The organism is Streptomyces sp. NPDC050164 (assembly GCF_044459945.1).
Classification (GTDB): domain Bacteria; phylum Actinomycetota; class Actinomycetes; order Streptomycetales; family Streptomycetaceae; genus Streptomyces; species Streptomyces coeruleorubidus_A.
In genome coordinates this window covers 138,946-155,045 of record NZ_JBITJK010000011.1, presented here as the reverse complement: position 1 = coordinate 155,045, position 16,100 = coordinate 138,946, and the positions used below count along the sequence as shown (strand labels likewise).

Sequence of the window (16,100 nt, the reverse complement as noted above, 5' to 3'; positions counted from 1 at the left end):
GGACGGCACTGGTCGGCGGTGGCGCGTGCGGTGAACGTGGAGGTGTGCCCGGGCCGGATGCCATCGGCTGACCTGTGAAGGAGCCTTCCATGAAGCACACCCTCGTGATGACGGGCGCGAGTCGCGGGATCGGCCACGTCGCCGCAAGGCACATCCTGCGCCGGTCGCCGGGCGTGCACCTCCTGGTTGTCGCCCGCGGATTCTCCGGCGCGCAGCTCGCCGCGGAACTCGCCACGGGCGGGCACAAGGTCTCGCACGTCCCGGCGGACCTCGGCTCGCTGGGCAGCGTCCGCTCGGCCGCCGGCGAGATCCGTGACCGGCTCGATCGCGGTGACCTCCCGCCGCTGCGCGGCTTCGTGGGCAACGCGGGCACGCAGTACACGAACGCGCTCACCGGGACACCCGACGGCTTGGAGTCCACCTTCACGGTCAACGTGCTCGCCAACCACCTGTTCGTCCGCCTGCTCCAGGACCGCTTCGCCGCCCCCGCCCGGATCGTGATCACCGCCAGCGACACCCACTTCGGCGACTTCAAGCACACCATGGGCATGGTGCCCGGCCCGGCCTGGAAGTCCCCGGACGTCCTCGCCCGCACCGGCGCCTTCCCCGACCCGGACACCGTGGTCGCCGGGCGCACCGCGTACTCGACGAGCAAGCTGGCCGCCATCTACCTCGTGCACGAGTACGCGCGCCGCCTTCCGGTCGGGATCGACGCCGTCGCCTACAACCCGGGCTTCGTCCCCGGCACGGGCCTGGCCCGCAACGCCGGCCCCGTCTCCCGGTTCGCGATGCGGCGCATCCTGCCGGTGATGGCCCTCACCCCGTTCGCCACCAGCCGCAACGCCGCGGGCCGCTACCTCGCCGACATCGTCCTCGGCACGCTCCAGGCGCCGACCGGCTCCTACGTCGACCGCAGCCGTGTGGACCGCTCGTCGGAGGAGTCCTACGACCCACGGCGTGAAGGCGAACTCTGGGATGCCGCCGAACGGCTCACCGCGGCGTGAGCAGCCACCCGGTCACCGGTCCTCCTCGGTGCGCGGCGGCGGGTGGGGCAGCTCGGCCCCTTCTCTCGTGTGGGTCCGCGAGAACGGGATAGTCCGGTGGTGTGGACGCGCTTTTGCTGACCTTCGGGCACAGCACCGCCGATCGGGACCGGATCGCCGATCTGCTGCGTCAGGCCGGCGTCACGGCCGTCGTGGACGTGCGGACCGCCCCCGGCAGCCGCCGCGACCCCGATCTGTCGCGGCGGCGGCTCGCCGAGTGGATGCCGGACCGCGGCATCGCCTACCGGTGGGAACCCGCCCTGGGCGGGTTCCGCACACCTCCCGTGGACAGCCCGGACATCGTCTGGCGCAACGCCTCCTTCCGCGGTTACGCCGCCCACACCCGCTCCCCCGAGTTCGTCACCGCGATGGACCGGGTGCTGCGCGAGGCCGCGCACGGCCGCACCGCCGTGATGTGCAGCGAGGCGGTCTGGTGGCGCTGCCACCGCCGGCTGATCGCCGACTTCTCGGTACTCGCCCGCGACGTACCCGCCCGCCACCTCATGCACGACGGGCGCCTCAGCACCCATACACCGACGCCCGGCGGGCGACTGCGCGACGACGGGCTTCTCGTCTACGACGGACGCGGAAGCCCTGCCCGCGGCTGAGCCCGTCAGTACAGCTTGTTGACCGCCGTGACGGTGGTGGTCTTGAAGTCGGAGACCTGGGCGTGCTGGAAGTTGCCCATCTGGCCCCACAGGACGATCGTCACGGTCCTGCCGTCGCGGCCGACCGAGAACAGGCCGATGTCGGAGGAACCCCACGCCGAAGCGGTGTGGAGACCGTAGACATGGGCGCCCTCCTCGACGTTCAGCCGGCCGTAGTACTTCTGCGTCGCCGTGATGTCGGGGTCCCGCTCCATCAGCTTCTTCGCGCAGCCGGCGAGGTCCTTGCGCAGCAGCGCCGCGAAGTCCTTGGCCCGCTGTACGTCGCGCTCCACGACCGTGATCTGCTGGGCGCTGGTCTCGAACTCGGTCCCGAACGAGCGGTGGGTGGCGATGGACGGCAGGGCCTCGCCGACGCAGACCGGCAGCGGATCCGGCTGACCGGCGGTGACCGGTCCGGCGTACCAGGGCGAGGTCGGGTGCGGCGGCAGCTCGGCCGGCTCCAGGAACCGGGGGGTGGCGGATGCCGGAGTGGTGGTGGAAGCAGGGGCGGTGGCGGCAGCGGCCGGGACGGCGGCTGCGGCGACACCGGCGGCGGCCGCCAGCGCGGCCACGGTGGTGCGGATGCCTCGGGTACGGACGTGCATGTTTCCCCCATGTTTTCGTGTGAATGCGCGGGCTTCAGCCCTTGCACCCACTACGACCCGTCACCCCCCGCATACGTTGCCCTGCACACCTGCTACGGGTTCGTCCCGAATGTCACCGGCACGCTACAGGGTGACGTAGGTGCTCTGCACGGGCCCCGGGCGGGAGGGGCGCATGCGTGCGGCTGATGGAGGCTCTGGGAAGACTGTGAGTAACGTCTCCTGTACGCAGTAGGTTCGCCTCACGCGCGCGTGGGTGTTGCGCGCGTTCTGGGCCGATGCGAGGGGGAGAAGAACGTGCGTCCCGGAGACGAGTTCGCCGGCCGCTATGTCCTCAAGGAGGTCATCGGCGCAGGCCGCGGCGGCGACGTGTGGCTGGCCCACGACACGGTGGTGGGGCAGGACGTCGCGCTGAAGCCGGAGCGGGTGGAGGGCGACCGCGAGACCGCGGTGCGGCGGCTGCTGGGCGAGCCGCGCGCCCTGGCCAAGTTCCGTGATCATCCCCATGTCGTGACGCTGTTCGACGTCGTCACGGTGCCGCCGGACGAGGACGCGGGCGGGGACGTGGGCGAGACCTACTGGTTCGTCATGGAGTACGTGCCCGGCGGCGGCCTCGACCGGCAACCGCCCATGAGCCCCGAGCGCGTGGCCCGGATCGGGGCCCAACTCGCCGACGCGCTCGCCGCGTTGCACGAGGCGGGCATCGTCCACTGCGACGTCAAGCCCGCCAACGTCGGCCTCACCCGGCGCGGCGCCGCGAAGCTGCTGGACTTCGGTGCCGCCTACCGGGCCGGCGGCAGCGAGACCATCACGGCCAACGGGCCCTACAGCTTCACCCCGGACTACGCCGCCCCCGAGCTGGCCCGGGGGAACGTCCCCCGGCCCGCCTCCGACGTGTTCTGCCTGGGTGCCACCCTCTACGCCCTGGTCACCGGTTCCCCGCCGCGCGGCGGGGAGCCGGAGGCGGACGGTGACGAGGCACGGGCCGCCGGGGAGGACCAGGACCGGCTGGCGTACTGGAAGGCCGAGCAATGCGTCGTCGAGATGGACACCGAGGCCGTGGGCCCGCTCCACCCCGTGCTCGGCGCCATGCTGCGGCGCGACCCGCGGCAACGCCCCGACGCGGCCGAGGCCGGACGGCTTCTGGCGGCCGTGGCGGACCACGGGACGGCGGACCCGGACGGCCGGCCCGCCGCGCCCGGCGGCGGGCGCCCGCGGCGGCGACGCCGTGTCCTGCTCGCGGCTGCCCTCGGCGTCGGCGTCGCGATCGTCCTGAGTCTCGTCGCCCTTCCCGGGAACGGTGACGAGCGCGGTGGCGGCGGGAACGGCACGCGTGGGTCAGCCGGGAGGCAGCTGCCGAAGGACTCCTCGAACGGGGGGACACGGGCCCTGATCGGTGATCCGCGCACCGCCGACGTGTGCGCCATGGCCGGCCCCGACGCGCTCGACCGGTTCGGGAAGAGCGAGGTCGACGTCGACTACGGCAACTTCGACCGCTGCGACGTGCTCGTCCACCCGGACGACAGGTCCCGTATCGACGTGTCGGTCCAGCTGCGCAGGGGCTCGCCGCCCGAGGCGTCGGACCCCGTGCGGACCATCGGGGGCATCGCCGTCCGGGAGGCACCGCCGAAGCAGGGCGAGTGCGGGCTGTTGCTGTCCCGGGACGCGGCCGGCAGCGGCGGCAGCAGCGGAGACAACACCGGCGGCGACATGTTCGTAGGGGTCCGTGTCGACGTGGGTCACGGCACGGTGGCGGGCGGTGCCGCGGCGCTGTGCGCGGTCGCCGACACCGCCGCCCGCAGCGCCGCCGAGATCCTCAACCGCGGCCCGCTCCCCCGCCGTTCCCCGCCCTACCCGGCCGCCTCGCTGGTCTGGACGAGCGCCTGCGCGCTGCTCGACGCCGAGGCGCTGTCCGTCGTCCCCGGCATCAAGGCCGACGTGCCGGAGGCCGGTGTCGCGGACTGGGACTGCGAGTGGTTCAGCGACGTCGACGATCTGGAGGCGGAGATCGCCTTCTTCCGCGACGAGCCCAAGTCCGCGCGGGACGGCCGCGTCGTCCGGCTCAGCGGCTACGACGCCGTCGTCGAGCCGGAGGGCAACGGCGACGACACCTGCACGGTCTTCGTCCCGTACCGCGAGTACGGCGGCCGTGACGCCGAGACGGCCGTCGAGATGCTGCGGCTGCACGTCGGCGGGCAGCGGCCCATCGGCGAACTGTGCCACCTGACCACCGAGCTCGCCGCCTCCGCGGCCGCGAAGCTGCGCGCCCGCTGACACCCCGCGCACCGGCGGGCAACCGGTCGTGGGGGCGGCCCGCAGGCCACGGGGAGGGGTCCCGAGCAGGTCGGCCCATGCTGACGGACACGTCCGGCAGGGCCCGCCCGCGCCGGGGCCGCACCGTGCCGATTCCGTACGAGTCGCACGCCCACGCACCGAGGAGACCAGCGATGACCTTCTCCGCCAGCCTCGCGCGCGGTGTCGCGCCCACCGCGCCCGGAACCCTGCACGCGCGCACGGTCACCGCTGACCTGTGCGCCCCGCCGCGTCCGGGACTGACCGTCCGCTTCGGACGGGGCGAGCGGCCGGACGTGGACCTGGAGGTCGGCGTGGACGACCTGCGGGTGAGCCGCCGGCACGGGGAGCTGACGTACCTGCACGGGCAGTGGTGGCTGCGCAACACCGGGCGGCAGCTGATGCGCCTGCCGCGCGGCCGGATGATGCACACCACCACCGAGCCGGTCCCCCTCACCACCGGCTACACGCCGCTGTTCGTGAAGGGCTCCGGCTACCGCGAGCACCTGATCGAGCTGTACGTGGCCGACCACGACGACCAGGGGCCGGTGTCGCGCCGCCGGGCCGAGACGCTGCGGCCGGAGACCTGGGCGCTCGACGACGACGAACGGCTGCTGCTGGTCGTCCTCGGCCAGCGGTACCTGCTGTACGAGGAGGACCCGCGGCCCCTGACGTACTCCATGGCCGCCCGGCAGCTCGTCCATCTGCGTCCGGACGGCAACTGGACGGAACGCAGGATCGAGCACCGCATCGAGGTGGTACGCCACCGGCTGCACGGCACCGGCTTCAAGTACCCGCTGGTGCACGACAAGAGCGAGGAGCGGCGGCCCTACGACAACACCCTGCTGCACAACCTGCTCAAGGGGCTCGTCGAGTCGACGACGCTGGTGCCGCCGGACCTCAACCTGATGGACGACACCCCAGACGACCCCGACGCCCCTGGACTCCACGACGGGTCGCCCGCGGGGCAGCCGTAGCCATGGGCGGTGACGCGCCTGTCGTCCGGGAACGGCTGCGGGAGCTGAGCGGCCCGGAGCTCTACCGCCGCAACGCCTTCCGGGTAACCGGGGCGAGCACCTGCGCGGCCCGCCGTACGATCGTCCGGCGCCGGCAGCAGATCGCCACGGCCGCGAAGGCCGGGGTCGCCGTCGGTCCCGCCGGTGAGCTGCGGCTGCCCTGCGAAGCCGGGCCGGAGGAACTGCGCACGGCCTTCGAGGTGCTCGACCATCCGCAGCGCCGGATCGTCGACGAGCTGTTCTGGTTCTGGGACGCTCCGGACGCCGCCTGCCCGTGCGAGCCGGAGCTGCACCGGCAGCACGACGAGGCGGTCCGGGCGCATGCCCGGGCGCTCGACGCGGAGTCGGGGGGCGGCGAGGCGCCGCGACGCCGGGCCGTGGGTGGGCCGAAACGTCCGGCCGGGAAGAAGAAGGGACGCGGCGGACCGCAGCGCCACGCCGAGCGGCCGCAGGACGGGTACTGGCAGACCGCGGCGCGGCTGTGGCGCAAGCTGCTCGGGCAGCGGGCGGTCTGGGCGCATCTGCGGCACCGGGTCGCCGCGCTCGACGACAAGCGGCTGACCGAGACCGCGGTGACGGTGCTCGAGGCCGAGGTGCGCCGCGTGCTGGTCTCGGCCGTCGCCGGTCTGGCCGCGCGCACGCAGGACCCGGCCCGGCTGGCCCGGTACTGCACGCAGTGGACCTGGACCGGGCGGGGCGTGCTCGGGGAGGCGCTGGAGGAGCAGTTGACTCCGTTGTACGAGTCGGCGGAGAGCGAGCTGCGCGAGACGGGGGAGAAACTCGCCGGCGCCTTCTCGGAACGCGACCGCAAGACCGCCGCGACCGCCGCGGCCGGGTCACTGCGCGCCCGGGTCGTCCCGGTCGTGGAGCGGCTCGACGCCTTCGCCGACTTCGGGATGTCGCTGGGCGTGGGCCAACTCTCAGACACCACCGCCCTGTTGCTCAACAACTGCGCGGTGGCCCTGTCCCCTGCCTCGGACACGGCCCCGCCCGTCCGGGAGAGCTTCGACCTGCTGGACCTGGCGCTGCGGCTGAAGCCGTACGAGGGGACGCGGCGGACGATCGAGCAGAACCGTGCGCGGCTGGACGATGCCGGGGTCTGGTTCGACAAGGCCAAGCCGGCCTTCGATCCGGTCGTGAAGGCGCTGGAGACGGCCGCGCGGCAACTCGACCGGAACGACGCGGACGGTGCGGCGGGCACCCTGGAGGCCGCCACGCCGCTGCTGCACGAGCTGCGCCGCCTGCGCCGGGGCGCGCTCGCAGGGCTTCCCGACATCCCGGAGGCCGTCGACCGGCTCAGCGACTCCGCCGCGATCCTGTTCAACAACTGTGCGATCGCCCTGGCGCCCGGTGAGAGCAGTCGCGGTCTCCGGCTGCTGGACCTGGCCGAGGATTTCTGCACGACCCAGGAGACACGGGTGCGCATCACCGCGAACAGGCTGCTGCTCGACCAGGCGCGGAAGATGGGGCTGCAGTACGGGACCTCGTACGGTGTGCGGCCGCCGCGCAAGAGCTTGCGGACGCATCTGGAGGAGATCTACTACGGGGAGTCCCCCATCGCCGCCAAGGTGTGGGCGTGGGTGGCGGTGCTGGTCATCGTCGGGCTGGTCGTGGTGTTCTTCGGCGGCTAGAACCGTCACTCGGGTGAGATGACGAGGCTGACCGTGCGGTTGCGGGCCGGGTCCGGGTGGGGGGCGTCGCGCTGGTCGGCGCTGTCCGTCGTGTACGCCGTGAGGGGTTCGCCGCTCGCGGCGCTGAGTTCGCGGGCGGCGACCAGGGCGCGCCACAGCGCGACGACGGAACCGCCGCTGCGCGGGGCGCCGGGGACGGTGGCCGCGTGGCCGTGCACGGTGACGGCCAGGTGCCGTCCGCCCAGCCGCTCACCGAGCAGGGCCAGTTGCCGGGCTCCGGCCGGGGTGAGCTGAGCGCCTTCGGAGAACAGCCCCTCGGTGAAGGCGACTTCGACCGTGTCGCCGTGCACGGTGACGCGCAGTCCGGGGGCGCGCAGGTCGTGGGCGAGCGCGGCGGCACGACGGGCGGCGGCCGGGTCCCCTTCCTGCCCGGCGCCCTCGGTGCCGCTCGCGCCGGTGGCCGCGTCGCCGGGGTCCGGCCGGCCGCTTCCCGCCGTGGCGCTCGCGCCGGGGCTCTGCGCTCCCGCCGCACGGTCGGTGCCCGCACGGTCGGTGTCCGCTCTGGCGGTGCGTGGTTCGTCCGGGGTGGTGACCACGCCGGCCACGACGGCGGTCACCACGCACGCCGCCGCGACCAGGGCCGTACGGGCGCGATGACGGCCGAGCGCGGCCACCGGTCCCGTACGGCCGAGCCGGGCGAGTCCCGCTCTGGCCGCCGGGTCCTCCGGGTGCCGCGCCAGGACCCGCTGCCAGCACTGAGCCGCCTCGGCCCTCTCCCCGCGCTGCGCGTGCACCCGCGCCCGCAGGTCCAGCACGTCCCGGTGCGCGCCGAGTTCCGTGGTCTCGGCCTCCCGCAACAGCCGTAGGGCACCGCCCAGTTCCCCGGCCCGGGCGAGCCCCCGGGCCCGCGACACGAGCAGCACGACGTCGAGCGCGGTGTCGCTCTCCGCGCCGGCCTGGTCTCTCATGCCGTCGGTCCGCCCGTCCGTGCCCGTTCCCCGCATGTCGCCTCCCTTCCGGCCCCGCTCCCCCGGCTCACCGGCTCTCCTGCACCCCGCCGATCCGCCGCTCCTCCGAGACCCCCGGAGGGAGCAGGCGGCGCAAACGCTGGTTGACGGCGGACAGGGCCGTGCGGTCGCCCGCGGCGACGGCTCGGCGGCCGTCGGCGATCGCGGCGTCCGCCTGGGCGCGGGAGGTCATCTCGTCGCGCAGTTCGACGAGGGAGTGGAAGACGAGGAAGTCCCACTGGTCGCTGCGGCGCAGCAGATCGACCTGGAAGTCCCGCACCCGGTCGGCGAGCCGGCGCAGCCCGGCCGGGCTGCCGTCCTCGCCGGCGCTGGTCGCGCGGGTGCGGAGGTTCTCCAGTTCGCGGCGTTCGGCCGGTCCGCCGCCGGTCTGTTCGATGAGGTCCTCGCAGTTGTTGAGGAGGTCCCACAGCTCGTGCTGGAGGCCGGGGATGTCGATGGCCTCCTCTACGTCGTCGAGCTGGGACTCCAGGTCCCGGATGCGCCGGTCGCTCGTACCGGCCGCACCCGTGTCGACGGCCGCCGCGTCGACCTCCTTGCGCAGATGGACGAAGGCCTTGTCGTCGGACAGGTCGTCGAGCTGGGTCAGTGCCTGCTCGGAGTGCACCTCCTCGGCGCGTTCCCGCAGGGCGTGCGTGCGCTGCTCCAGGTCGTGCAGCCGGTCGACCAGTTCGTCGTGCGTGGGCGCCACCAGCTGGGAGCGGTCGATGGCCGCCTCGAACTGGGCGTCGGCGACGGGGATGTCGGCGGTGACGGTGACTTCCCGGTTCGTGGCGTTGATCTCGAAGGTCACCTCGACGGGCGTCTGCGCGGGCAGGTCGAAGCGGACGTCCCGGGGCCGGATCTCCAGCAGCCCGACCCGGGTGTTGCGGTCGGCGCGCCGGCGTTCGCCCTCCAGCAGCGGGATGCGGATGACGGCGTCCGGCTGGGAGCGGCGCAGCGGGATGGACGTCTCGAACGTCTTCGTGATGGAGGTCGGCAGGGCGGTGCCCTTGCGCAGCATCGGCGCGAAGGAGCCGTCGGCCTTGCCGATGCCGAGCGTGCTGGTGAGCACGGCGTCGCCGGGCAGCACCTGGGCGTGGGTGATCGACAGGGTGTCCGGGGCGAGCCGCTGCCGGGTGCCGGTGCCGTCGGAGAGTTCCACGGTGAACCGGGACCGGCTGCCGGAGTCGATGGTCACCTCGGTGTAGAAGGCGCCGTCGGGGGTGAGTGTGGTCTGCGGTCCCCGGAAGGGCGGGTGGCCGTCGGGGTTGGTGAGGGTGACGGTGTACCGGGTCCAGTCGGGCACGGCGGTGCCGCCGCTGATCCGGCCGGAGACGGGGATGCCGGTGGTCTCCAGGGACTGGGGTTCGTAGTGGAGTTCCACGGTGAACTCGCCCGGCGCCGCCGTGCGCGGCTTGCTCGGCATCCGCACCGTACGGGCGAAGACGGCGGCCCCGCGCGCCACCACGGTGGTCGGGTCCTGGGTGTGGTCGAGCTGGATGCCAAGGCCCTCCACGGGATCGGCCAGCAGGTCGCGCAGCCCCGGGGCGAGGGTCGCCCCGCCGACGAGCAGCAGCCGGTCGATGTGGTCGGGCCGCAGCGAGCTCTCCGCGAGGGCGTCCCGGCAGAGCTTGACCGCGCGGGCGTAGAAGGGCTGGGCGAGGTCGTCGAGGGCGCCCCGGGTGAGGGTGAACTCGAAGGGCGTCGTGCCGCCTTCGCCGTCGGCGAGGTCGAGGACGATGTCGTAGGCGCCGCGCCGGGACAGCTCGATCTTGGCGTCCTCCGCGGCCAGTTTGAGCTTGGCGAAGTTGGCCCGCCAGCGCGGGGTGCGCCGGGCGAAGTCCGGCAGCCCGAGGTCACGCCGGACGGCGGGGACGAGCAGGTCCTCCACGATGGCCCAGTCGATGAGTTTGCCGCCCAGGCGCGGGTCGCCGGCGTGCTGGAGCAGTTGCAGTTCACCGTCGCGCTTGCTCATCACGGCCGCGTCGAAGGTGCCGCCGCCCAGGTCGAACACCATCCAGTGGGTGGACTCCGAGGCGTCCTGCACGCCGTACGCGATGGCCGCGGCGGTCGGCTCCTGGACCAGGGGGCAGTGCTCGCCGAGCCCGGCGAGGGCCGCGGCGGCGGACGTGGCGCTGTTCTGGTGCAGCGCGAAGGAGGCGGGCACCGTGATCACGGCCGCCTCCGGCGGGCTGCCGGTGTCGTGCGCGGCGTCCTGGCGCAGGGACTTGAGCACCTCGGCGGAGAGCTGCTCGGGGGTGAGGGACAGCCCCGCGCGGGCGAACCGCCGGTGGTATCCGGCCACGCCCATCTCCAGCTTGAACTCAGCGTGGGCGTCGTCGGGCTGGGTGTCGGTGCGCTCGCGGGCGCGGCGGCCCACGTGGATCACGTCCGGCTTGGGCATCCACACGGCGGACGGGGTGTAGTCCCAGCCGTCGTTGTTCTTGATGACGCGTACGCCGTCGTCGTCCGCCACCGCGATGGCGCTGTTGGTGGTGCCGAGGTCGATGCCGAAGTCGATGGTCTCGCGCATGGGGGTCGTCTCCTTGGTCGTTCACATGCCGGGTGCGGGCCGGCCGACGACGACCTGCCCCATCTGGATCCGCTCGCCGCGGTAGTAGACGGTGGGCCGCAGGGTCTCCAGCACCACCTCGTGGGTCAGGCCGGGTTCGTCCTGGAAGGCGAGGACTTCGAGGGACTGGCCCGGGTCGAAGGGCGCGCCGTCGTGTTCCTGGATCTCCAGTCCGCCGTCGGCGAGTGCCTGCCGGCCGGCCTGGACGTAGCGGCGCACCTGTCTGAGGTCCGCGGCCGACAGTTCGCCGGCGCACTGGTTCAGCTTGCGCTGGGCGCGCCAGAGGCCGGTGGCGGCGGCGAGCAGCGTGCCGGCGTCCGCGCCCTGCGGAGCGGGTTCCTCCGTGGCCGTCCCGACGTCGGCGAGTACGTCCGCGACCCAGTCGGCCTGGCCGGTGTCGAGGAACGGCGGCGGGACGCGGAACTCGGGCGGGTGGCGCAACTGGCCGAGGGCGGCGCGCACCCGGCCGGTCCTGTTGCCCCGACGGGAATGGAAGCTCATTTTCTTCTCCGTCCGCTGCGCACGCCGTCCGCCAGCCACGCCAGGAACCGCACGATGTAGCCGACGACACCGAGAACGGCGACTCCGATGAAGAGCACGGGGAGGAAGCCGAAGGCTTCGATCAGATAGCTGAGCGCGCCGCCGACGAACACGAGCACCAGGAGGAACGCCCTCCAGGGGAACGGCCTGGCCCGCGCGGGGCGGCGGCCGGTGCCCGTGAGGTGCTCGTAGATCGTCTCCCAGTTCTCCTTCAGCCCGTCCGAGTCACGGTCCGGGCCGATCTCGTACGCCTTCTCCGCGAGCCAGAGCATCTCCTCGCGCCGCGAGGCGCTCGGCGGGCGGTGCACGGAGATGCCGAGGAGCTCCACCGCGAGGTTGTTCAGCCCGACGGCGACGATGTGGGCGATCTCGTCGTAGCGCCAGTCGGAGACGAACGGTCTGAGCGGCGCCACGTCCTCGAAGCCGGGCACGACCCGGTCGCGCAGGAGCAGGAACGCCTCGCGGTAGTGGTGTGCCTCGCGCTCCCGCTCCGCCGTCAGCAGGTCGCCGTGGATCTTCTCGTACGCCTCTTCCACCGCGCGCTCGAACAGCTCGGCGAACAGTCCGGCGAAGGGCGGGAACCCGGTCCAGGCCGAGCAGACGAACGTCAGGCGGTTCGCGGTGGCCTGGTCGGCGAAGAGCCGGGGGAAGGGGGACGCGAGCAGCCGCGGCAGCCGGGCCAGGAGGTCGTCGGCCGCGTCCTCGTCGAGCCGGGGGTCGCCGAGCGCCCGGATCCGGTGCCGGACGTGCTGCCGCAGCGCCCCGTCCGCCAGCAGGTGGCCCCAGGCGGACACCACGTTCTCCCACATGGACGCCCGCAGCTCGACGGGCAGCCGGGACCGCCCGGTCTCCGCCTCCAGCACCCGGGCGTGCAGCAGCACGGCGGCGTCGTGCCATTGGTGCACGTCCGGGTCGCAGTCACAGCCGGAGTCCGATGGCCCCCACAGCCACAGCAGCTCGTCGACCATGCGCCGCCGCGGGTCCTGGAGGCCCTCGAAGGCGGCCCGTACCTCGTCCTTGCCGTAGCCGCCGGGCGGGGCCACTTCCGGGGCTCCGGGCCAGCTGTCCTCGACGGCCAGCCGAGCCTCCACCTTCTGCCGCTGCCGCCGCACGGCCGGTCCGCTCGCGCGGGTGGGCAGGCCGGTGACGGCGAAGACGTTCCTGCGGTACAGCTGTGTGCCCGCCAGTTCCTCGAAACGGTCGAACTCCCTTACCGGCGTGGTCACATGATCACCCCCCGGCGCCAGGTCATGAGTCGTGTCAGATGCCGCTCCCGCAGCAGCGGGTAGCGGCTGATGGTCTCCTCCAGCAGGTCGGCGGCCTCGCCGAGCCTGCCGGGCACCCGGGAGAGCGCGGTGGCCTCCCGGACCAGTGCGTCGGCGGACTCGGCCGGCTCGGCCGTACCGGCGGCTTCGGTTCCGGGCGCCGGGCACAGGCCGGCCGCGCGGTCGGCGACGTCACGGGCGGTGGCGGGCCGCTCGGCCGGGTCGATCCGCAGCATGTCGGTGACCAGCCGGTCCAGCTCGGGTCCCACGTCGTCGTTGAAGGCGCGGGGCGGCTGCAACGGCCGGGTGAACCGCTCCAGGGAGAAGGACTGCACCGGGTCGCCGCCGTCGTACGGGAAGTGCCCGGTGAGCAGGAAGTACACGATGGTGCCCAGCGCCCAGACGTCCCCCGGGCATCCGTAGCCCTTGCCGCGGCGCAGCACCTCGGGCGGCATGTAGGCGACGGTGCCCTGGGCGCTGGCCGCCATGGTGCCCGGGTCGGTCTCCTTGGCCAGGCCGAAGTCGCTCACCTTCACGCGCAGCCCGGTCTCGTCGTAGGTGATGAGCACGTTGGCCAGGGACAGGTCGCGGTGGACGATGGGGTGCGGCCGCTCGTGGGCGACGGCGAGTCCCTCGGCGGCCTGGCGGAGCACGGCGGTCACCTCGCCGACGGGCACGACGCCCGAGTGGGACTCCATCAGCCGCTCCAGGCTGCCGCCCGCCACGTACTCCATGGTGATGTAGCCGCGCACGCCCTCGGAGGTCTGAACGGTGCCGGCGTCGAACACCCGGATGATGTTGGGGTGGCCCAGGGTGGACAGGATCCGGGCCTCGTCGAGCATCCGGGACGTCGCCTCCAGCGAGGCCACGTGCTTGAACAGCTTCAGGGCCTGCCAGCCGAGGATGTGGTGCCGCACCCGGTAGACCTCGGCGAAGGCGCCCTCCCCCAGCCGGCGGTCCACGACGAGCGCCGAGTTGATCCGCTGCCCCTGCCGGAGCAGGGCGCTGCCCACGCCCGTCGCCGTGTCCTGCGTGCGGTCGAGCACGGGCTCACGCACCTTCCCCACCGGTGAAACCACCCGCGACGTCGCCGGTCCACTCCGTCCCGTCCGCCCTGCGGCGGCGCGGGACGCCAGGGTAGGAAGCCCCCGCCGGGACCCCTCCCGACGACCGGGGCCGTGATCCGTCTCACTCCCGGCACGGGTCGGTCCGGGGGTGGCGGTTATGGTGACCAGGGCGCATCAAAGCGCCCAAGACGGACAAGGTGGCGGAGGACACACGGTGTCGGACGAAGGGCGACTCGTCGCCGGGCGCTATCGGCTCGCCGAGCGGATCGGCCGGGGCGGCATGGGCACGGTGTGGCGCGCCGACGACGAGCTGCTGGGACGCCGGGTCGCCCTGAAGCAGCTGCACGAGCGGCCGCACCTGTCCGCCGACGAGCTCGGCACGCTGTACGAGCGCATGCGCCGTGAGGCCCGCAGCGCCGCGCGCGTCACGCACCCCAACGTGATCGTCGTGCACGACGTCGTGGAGGACGACGGCCGCCCCTGTGTCGTCATGGAGTACGTCCCCGGCCACACGCTCGGCGACCTCCTCCAGGACGGCCGGACCCTCGCGCCAGGACGGCCGGACCCTCGCGCCCCACGAGGCGGCCCGCATCGGCCTGGCCATGGTGGGCGCCCTGCGCGCCGCGCACGCCGCCGGCGTGCTGCACCGCGACGTCAAGCCCGGCAACGTCCTCCTCGGCGAGGGCGACCGGGTCGTCCTCACCGACTTCGGCATCGCCATGACGGCCGGTTCGTCGACGCTGACCAGGACCGGCGAAATGGTCGGCTCCATCGACTACATGGCCCCGGAACGCGTCAGGGGCCTCACTCCCGGCCCGGCATCGGACCTGTGGGCCCTGGGCGCGACGCTGTACCAGACGCTGGAGGGCCGCCCCCCGTTCCGCCGGGCGACGGCGATGGAAACGGCGTATGCGATAGCCACGGACCCCTTGGACCCACCTCGCAGGTCCGGCCCGCTGGGCCCACTCATAGGGTCCCTCCTGGCGAGGGACCCGGAGGTCCGCCCGTCCGCGGAAGAGACAGAACGTTCCCTCAGGGCAGTGGTGAACGACGCCCCTCAGGGGCGCGGGGCTGTGTCGACAGGCGGCTCCGCCGCGGGGCGCGACCAGCGACAAACAACCCGCACCCGCCGACGCCGCCGCATCACCACCCTCGCCGCGGCACTGACAGCCACCCTGGCCGTGGGCACCACCATTTACACAACAGCCCCGAACCGCACCGACAAACCGGACACCGACACAAGCCGCCCCGCCCCCACCCCCAAGGGCTACCACCGCGTCCACGAGGCAAAGCTCGGCATCTCCTTCCCCATCCCGGACGACTGGACGCCCCGCAACCGCACAGCGGAACAGGTCACCTACGCCACCCCCTCCGGCCTGGCCGGCATCACCATCGGCACGGTCGACCCCGCAGGCCCGAACCCCGCCGACCACTTCGCCGAGATCGAGGCGAACACCAAGGTCAACTACCCGACCTACCGCCGGATCCGCATGCAGCGCACGACCTTCCGCGAACAGCCCGCCGCCATCTGGGAGTTCACCTTCCAGGGCCGGGCCCGCCCGTTCCGCGCCATCGACCTCGGCTACGGCCGCGAGGGCGGGCGCGAGTACGACATCTACCTCTCGGCGCCCGCGGAGCAGTGGGACACCTACCGCCCCGTCTTCGACAAGGTCAGGGACGGCTTCAGGACAGGCTGAAGAAGATCATGGGGTTGTCCCTGCTGTCCTTGACGGGATGCCCGAGGCCGAGGCTCCGCTTGGCGTCGTTCAGCCGGTCGTGGATCTCGGGCGCGTGCGCCCGGGAGGCCGTGAAGTACCGGTTCCCCCGCTCGGCGAGCCAGCGCAGCACCACCGCTCCCTCGGTGAACGGCAGCGCCCGGCGACCGTGGAACACGTCGTGGACGCACACGGGTATGCCGGGCCGCATGAGCGGCAGCAGCTGCCGGACGTACCAGCGGGCGAAGCGCGCGGAGTGCGCGGCGTCGATGAACAGGAAGTCCGCCGTGTCGGGGACCTTCTCCAGGTTCTCCCGCACGTCCCCCTGGGTGAACGTCCAGCGGCCCTCGGCGAGTTGGCCGGGCACCTCGCGCAGGACGTGATCGACCACGTCGTACGAGTACAGATGGCCCGTACCGTTGTCGCGCAGCGCGCACAGGATCCAGGTGGTCGACCAGCCGTGGAACGTGCCGATCTCCACGACCGTCTGCGGCCGGGCCTCGCGCAGCAGCAGATAGGTGATCTCCGCCTCGAGGTCGTCGAGTTGGGCCTTCATCGCGTGGGGCGGTGCGAGCAGCGCGCGCTGCTCCTCGCGGACCCGGTCGAGGTCCGAGGCGTAGGTGCGGTAGAGGCGGACGACGTGGTCGATGTCGAGGGGCTGATGCATGTGGGCGCTCCGTGCGTACCGGTCCGTGGTCAGGGC

12 protein-coding genes and 1 pseudogene are annotated in these 16,100 nt (G+C 73.1%); 6 read left to right on the top strand and 7 right to left on the bottom strand.

The features are described from left to right. Positions 1 to 89: 89 nt before the first annotated feature. Positions 90 to 1,004 (top strand): SDR family NAD(P)-dependent oxidoreductase, encoded by a 915-nt coding sequence (locus tag ACIBNA_RS18070; protein WP_399166175.1) that lies wholly within the window; start codon positions 90 to 92, stop codon positions 1,002 to 1,004. Positions 1,005 to 1,105: 101 nt separating this feature from the next. Further along, positions 1,106 to 1,651 carry a DUF488 family protein gene (locus ACIBNA_RS18065; RefSeq protein ID WP_399166174.1) on the top strand — a complete coding sequence of 182 codons (546 nt, stop codon included), beginning with the start codon at positions 1,106 to 1,108 and terminating at the stop codon, positions 1,649 to 1,651. 5 nt (positions 1,652 to 1,656) lie between these two features. On the opposite strand, the gene ACIBNA_RS18060 is transcribed toward ACIBNA_RS18065, so the two are convergent. After that, on the bottom strand, positions 1,657 to 2,295 hold the full coding sequence (locus ACIBNA_RS18060; RefSeq protein ID WP_399166173.1) for a hypothetical protein: 639 nt from the start codon (positions 2,293 to 2,295) through the stop codon (positions 1,657 to 1,659). Between the two features lie 294 nt (positions 2,296 to 2,589). On the opposite strand from ACIBNA_RS18060, the gene ACIBNA_RS18055 reads away from it, so the two are divergent. From ACIBNA_RS18055 to ACIBNA_RS18045, 3 genes are all read left to right on the top strand, one after another. Beyond that, positions 2,590 to 4,566 (top strand): serine/threonine-protein kinase, encoded by a 1,977-nt coding sequence (locus ACIBNA_RS18055; protein WP_399166172.1) that lies wholly within the window; start codon positions 2,590 to 2,592, stop codon positions 4,564 to 4,566. Between the two features lie 173 nt (positions 4,567 to 4,739). Further along, a complete protein-coding gene (locus ACIBNA_RS18050) occupies positions 4,740 to 5,561 on the top strand; it encodes an FHA domain-containing protein (protein WP_399166171.1) in 822 nt (273 codons plus the stop codon). A gap of 2 nt (positions 5,562 to 5,563) precedes the next feature. Further along, positions 5,564 to 7,231: a hypothetical protein gene (locus tag ACIBNA_RS18045; protein WP_399166170.1), complete on the top strand. Its 1,668-nt coding sequence runs from the start codon at positions 5,564 to 5,566 to the stop codon at positions 7,229 to 7,231. Between the two features lie 5 nt (positions 7,232 to 7,236). On the opposite strand, the gene ACIBNA_RS18040 is transcribed toward ACIBNA_RS18045, so the two are convergent. Genes ACIBNA_RS18040 through ACIBNA_RS18020 form a run of 5 tightly spaced genes read right to left on the bottom strand, consistent with a single transcriptional unit; the run spans position 7,237 to position 13,661 of the window. Next, on the bottom strand, positions 7,237 to 8,235 hold the full coding sequence (locus ACIBNA_RS18040) for a tetratricopeptide repeat protein (RefSeq protein ID WP_399166169.1): 999 nt from the start codon (positions 8,233 to 8,235) through the stop codon (positions 7,237 to 7,239). Positions 8,236 to 8,266: 31 nt separating this feature from the next. After that, positions 8,267 to 10,771 carry an Hsp70 family protein gene (locus ACIBNA_RS18035; RefSeq protein WP_399166168.1) on the bottom strand — a complete coding sequence of 835 codons (2,505 nt, stop codon included), beginning with the start codon at positions 10,769 to 10,771 and terminating at the stop codon, positions 8,267 to 8,269. A gap of 21 nt (positions 10,772 to 10,792) precedes the next feature. Beyond that, positions 10,793 to 11,311, bottom strand: coding sequence for a hypothetical protein (locus tag ACIBNA_RS18030; protein WP_399166167.1), 519 nt, complete (start codon positions 11,309 to 11,311; stop codon positions 10,793 to 10,795). After that, positions 11,308 to 12,576 (bottom strand): hypothetical protein, encoded by a 1,269-nt coding sequence (locus ACIBNA_RS18025; protein WP_399166166.1) that lies wholly within the window; start codon positions 12,574 to 12,576, stop codon positions 11,308 to 11,310. The genes ACIBNA_RS18030 and ACIBNA_RS18025 overlap by 4 nt, the downstream gene beginning before the upstream one ends. Beyond that, positions 12,573 to 13,661: a serine/threonine-protein kinase gene (locus ACIBNA_RS18020; RefSeq protein ID WP_399166165.1), complete on the bottom strand. Its 1,089-nt coding sequence runs from the start codon at positions 13,659 to 13,661 to the stop codon at positions 12,573 to 12,575. The genes ACIBNA_RS18025 and ACIBNA_RS18020 overlap by 4 nt, the downstream gene beginning before the upstream one ends. A 178-nt stretch (positions 13,662 to 13,839) precedes the next feature. Here ACIBNA_RS18020 and ACIBNA_RS18015 point away from each other — a divergent pair. Next, positions 13,840 to 15,379 (top strand): annotated as a pseudogene (locus ACIBNA_RS18015) (serine/threonine-protein kinase). On the opposite strand, the gene ACIBNA_RS18010 reads toward ACIBNA_RS18015, so the two are convergent. Next, positions 15,366 to 16,064, bottom strand: coding sequence for a class I SAM-dependent methyltransferase (locus ACIBNA_RS18010; RefSeq protein WP_399166164.1), 699 nt, complete (start codon positions 16,062 to 16,064; stop codon positions 15,366 to 15,368). The pseudogene ACIBNA_RS18015 and the gene ACIBNA_RS18010 sit on opposite strands and share 14 nt — an antisense overlap. Positions 16,065 to 16,100 lie beyond the last annotated feature (36 nt).

Excerpts from the sequence above, each read along its gene's own strand:
- ACIBNA_RS18045 (WP_399166170.1), top strand. The coding sequence starts at position 5,564 with ATGGGCGGTGACGCGCCTGTCGTCCGGGAACGGCTGCGGGAGCTGAGC.
- ACIBNA_RS18070 (WP_399166175.1), top strand. The coding sequence starts at position 90 with ATGAAGCACACCCTCGTGATGACGGGCGCGAGTCGCGGGATCGGCCAC.
- ACIBNA_RS18050 (WP_399166171.1), top strand. The coding sequence starts at position 4,740 with ATGACCTTCTCCGCCAGCCTCGCGCGCGGTGTCGCGCCCACCGCGCCC.
- ACIBNA_RS18030 (WP_399166167.1), bottom strand. The coding sequence starts at position 11,311 with ATGAGCTTCCATTCCCGTCGGGGCAACAGGACCGGCCGGGTGCGCGCC.
- ACIBNA_RS18060 (WP_399166173.1), bottom strand. The coding sequence starts at position 2,295 with ATGCACGTCCGTACCCGAGGCATCCGCACCACCGTGGCCGCGCTGGCG.
- ACIBNA_RS18040 (WP_399166169.1), bottom strand. The coding sequence starts at position 8,235 with ATGCGGGGAACGGGCACGGACGGGCGGACCGACGGCATGAGAGACCAG.
- ACIBNA_RS18010 (WP_399166164.1), bottom strand. The coding sequence starts at position 16,064 with ATGCATCAGCCCCTCGACATCGACCACGTCGTCCGCCTCTACCGCACC.
- ACIBNA_RS18035 (WP_399166168.1), bottom strand. The coding sequence starts at position 10,771 with ATGCGCGAGACCATCGACTTCGGCATCGACCTCGGCACCACCAACAGC.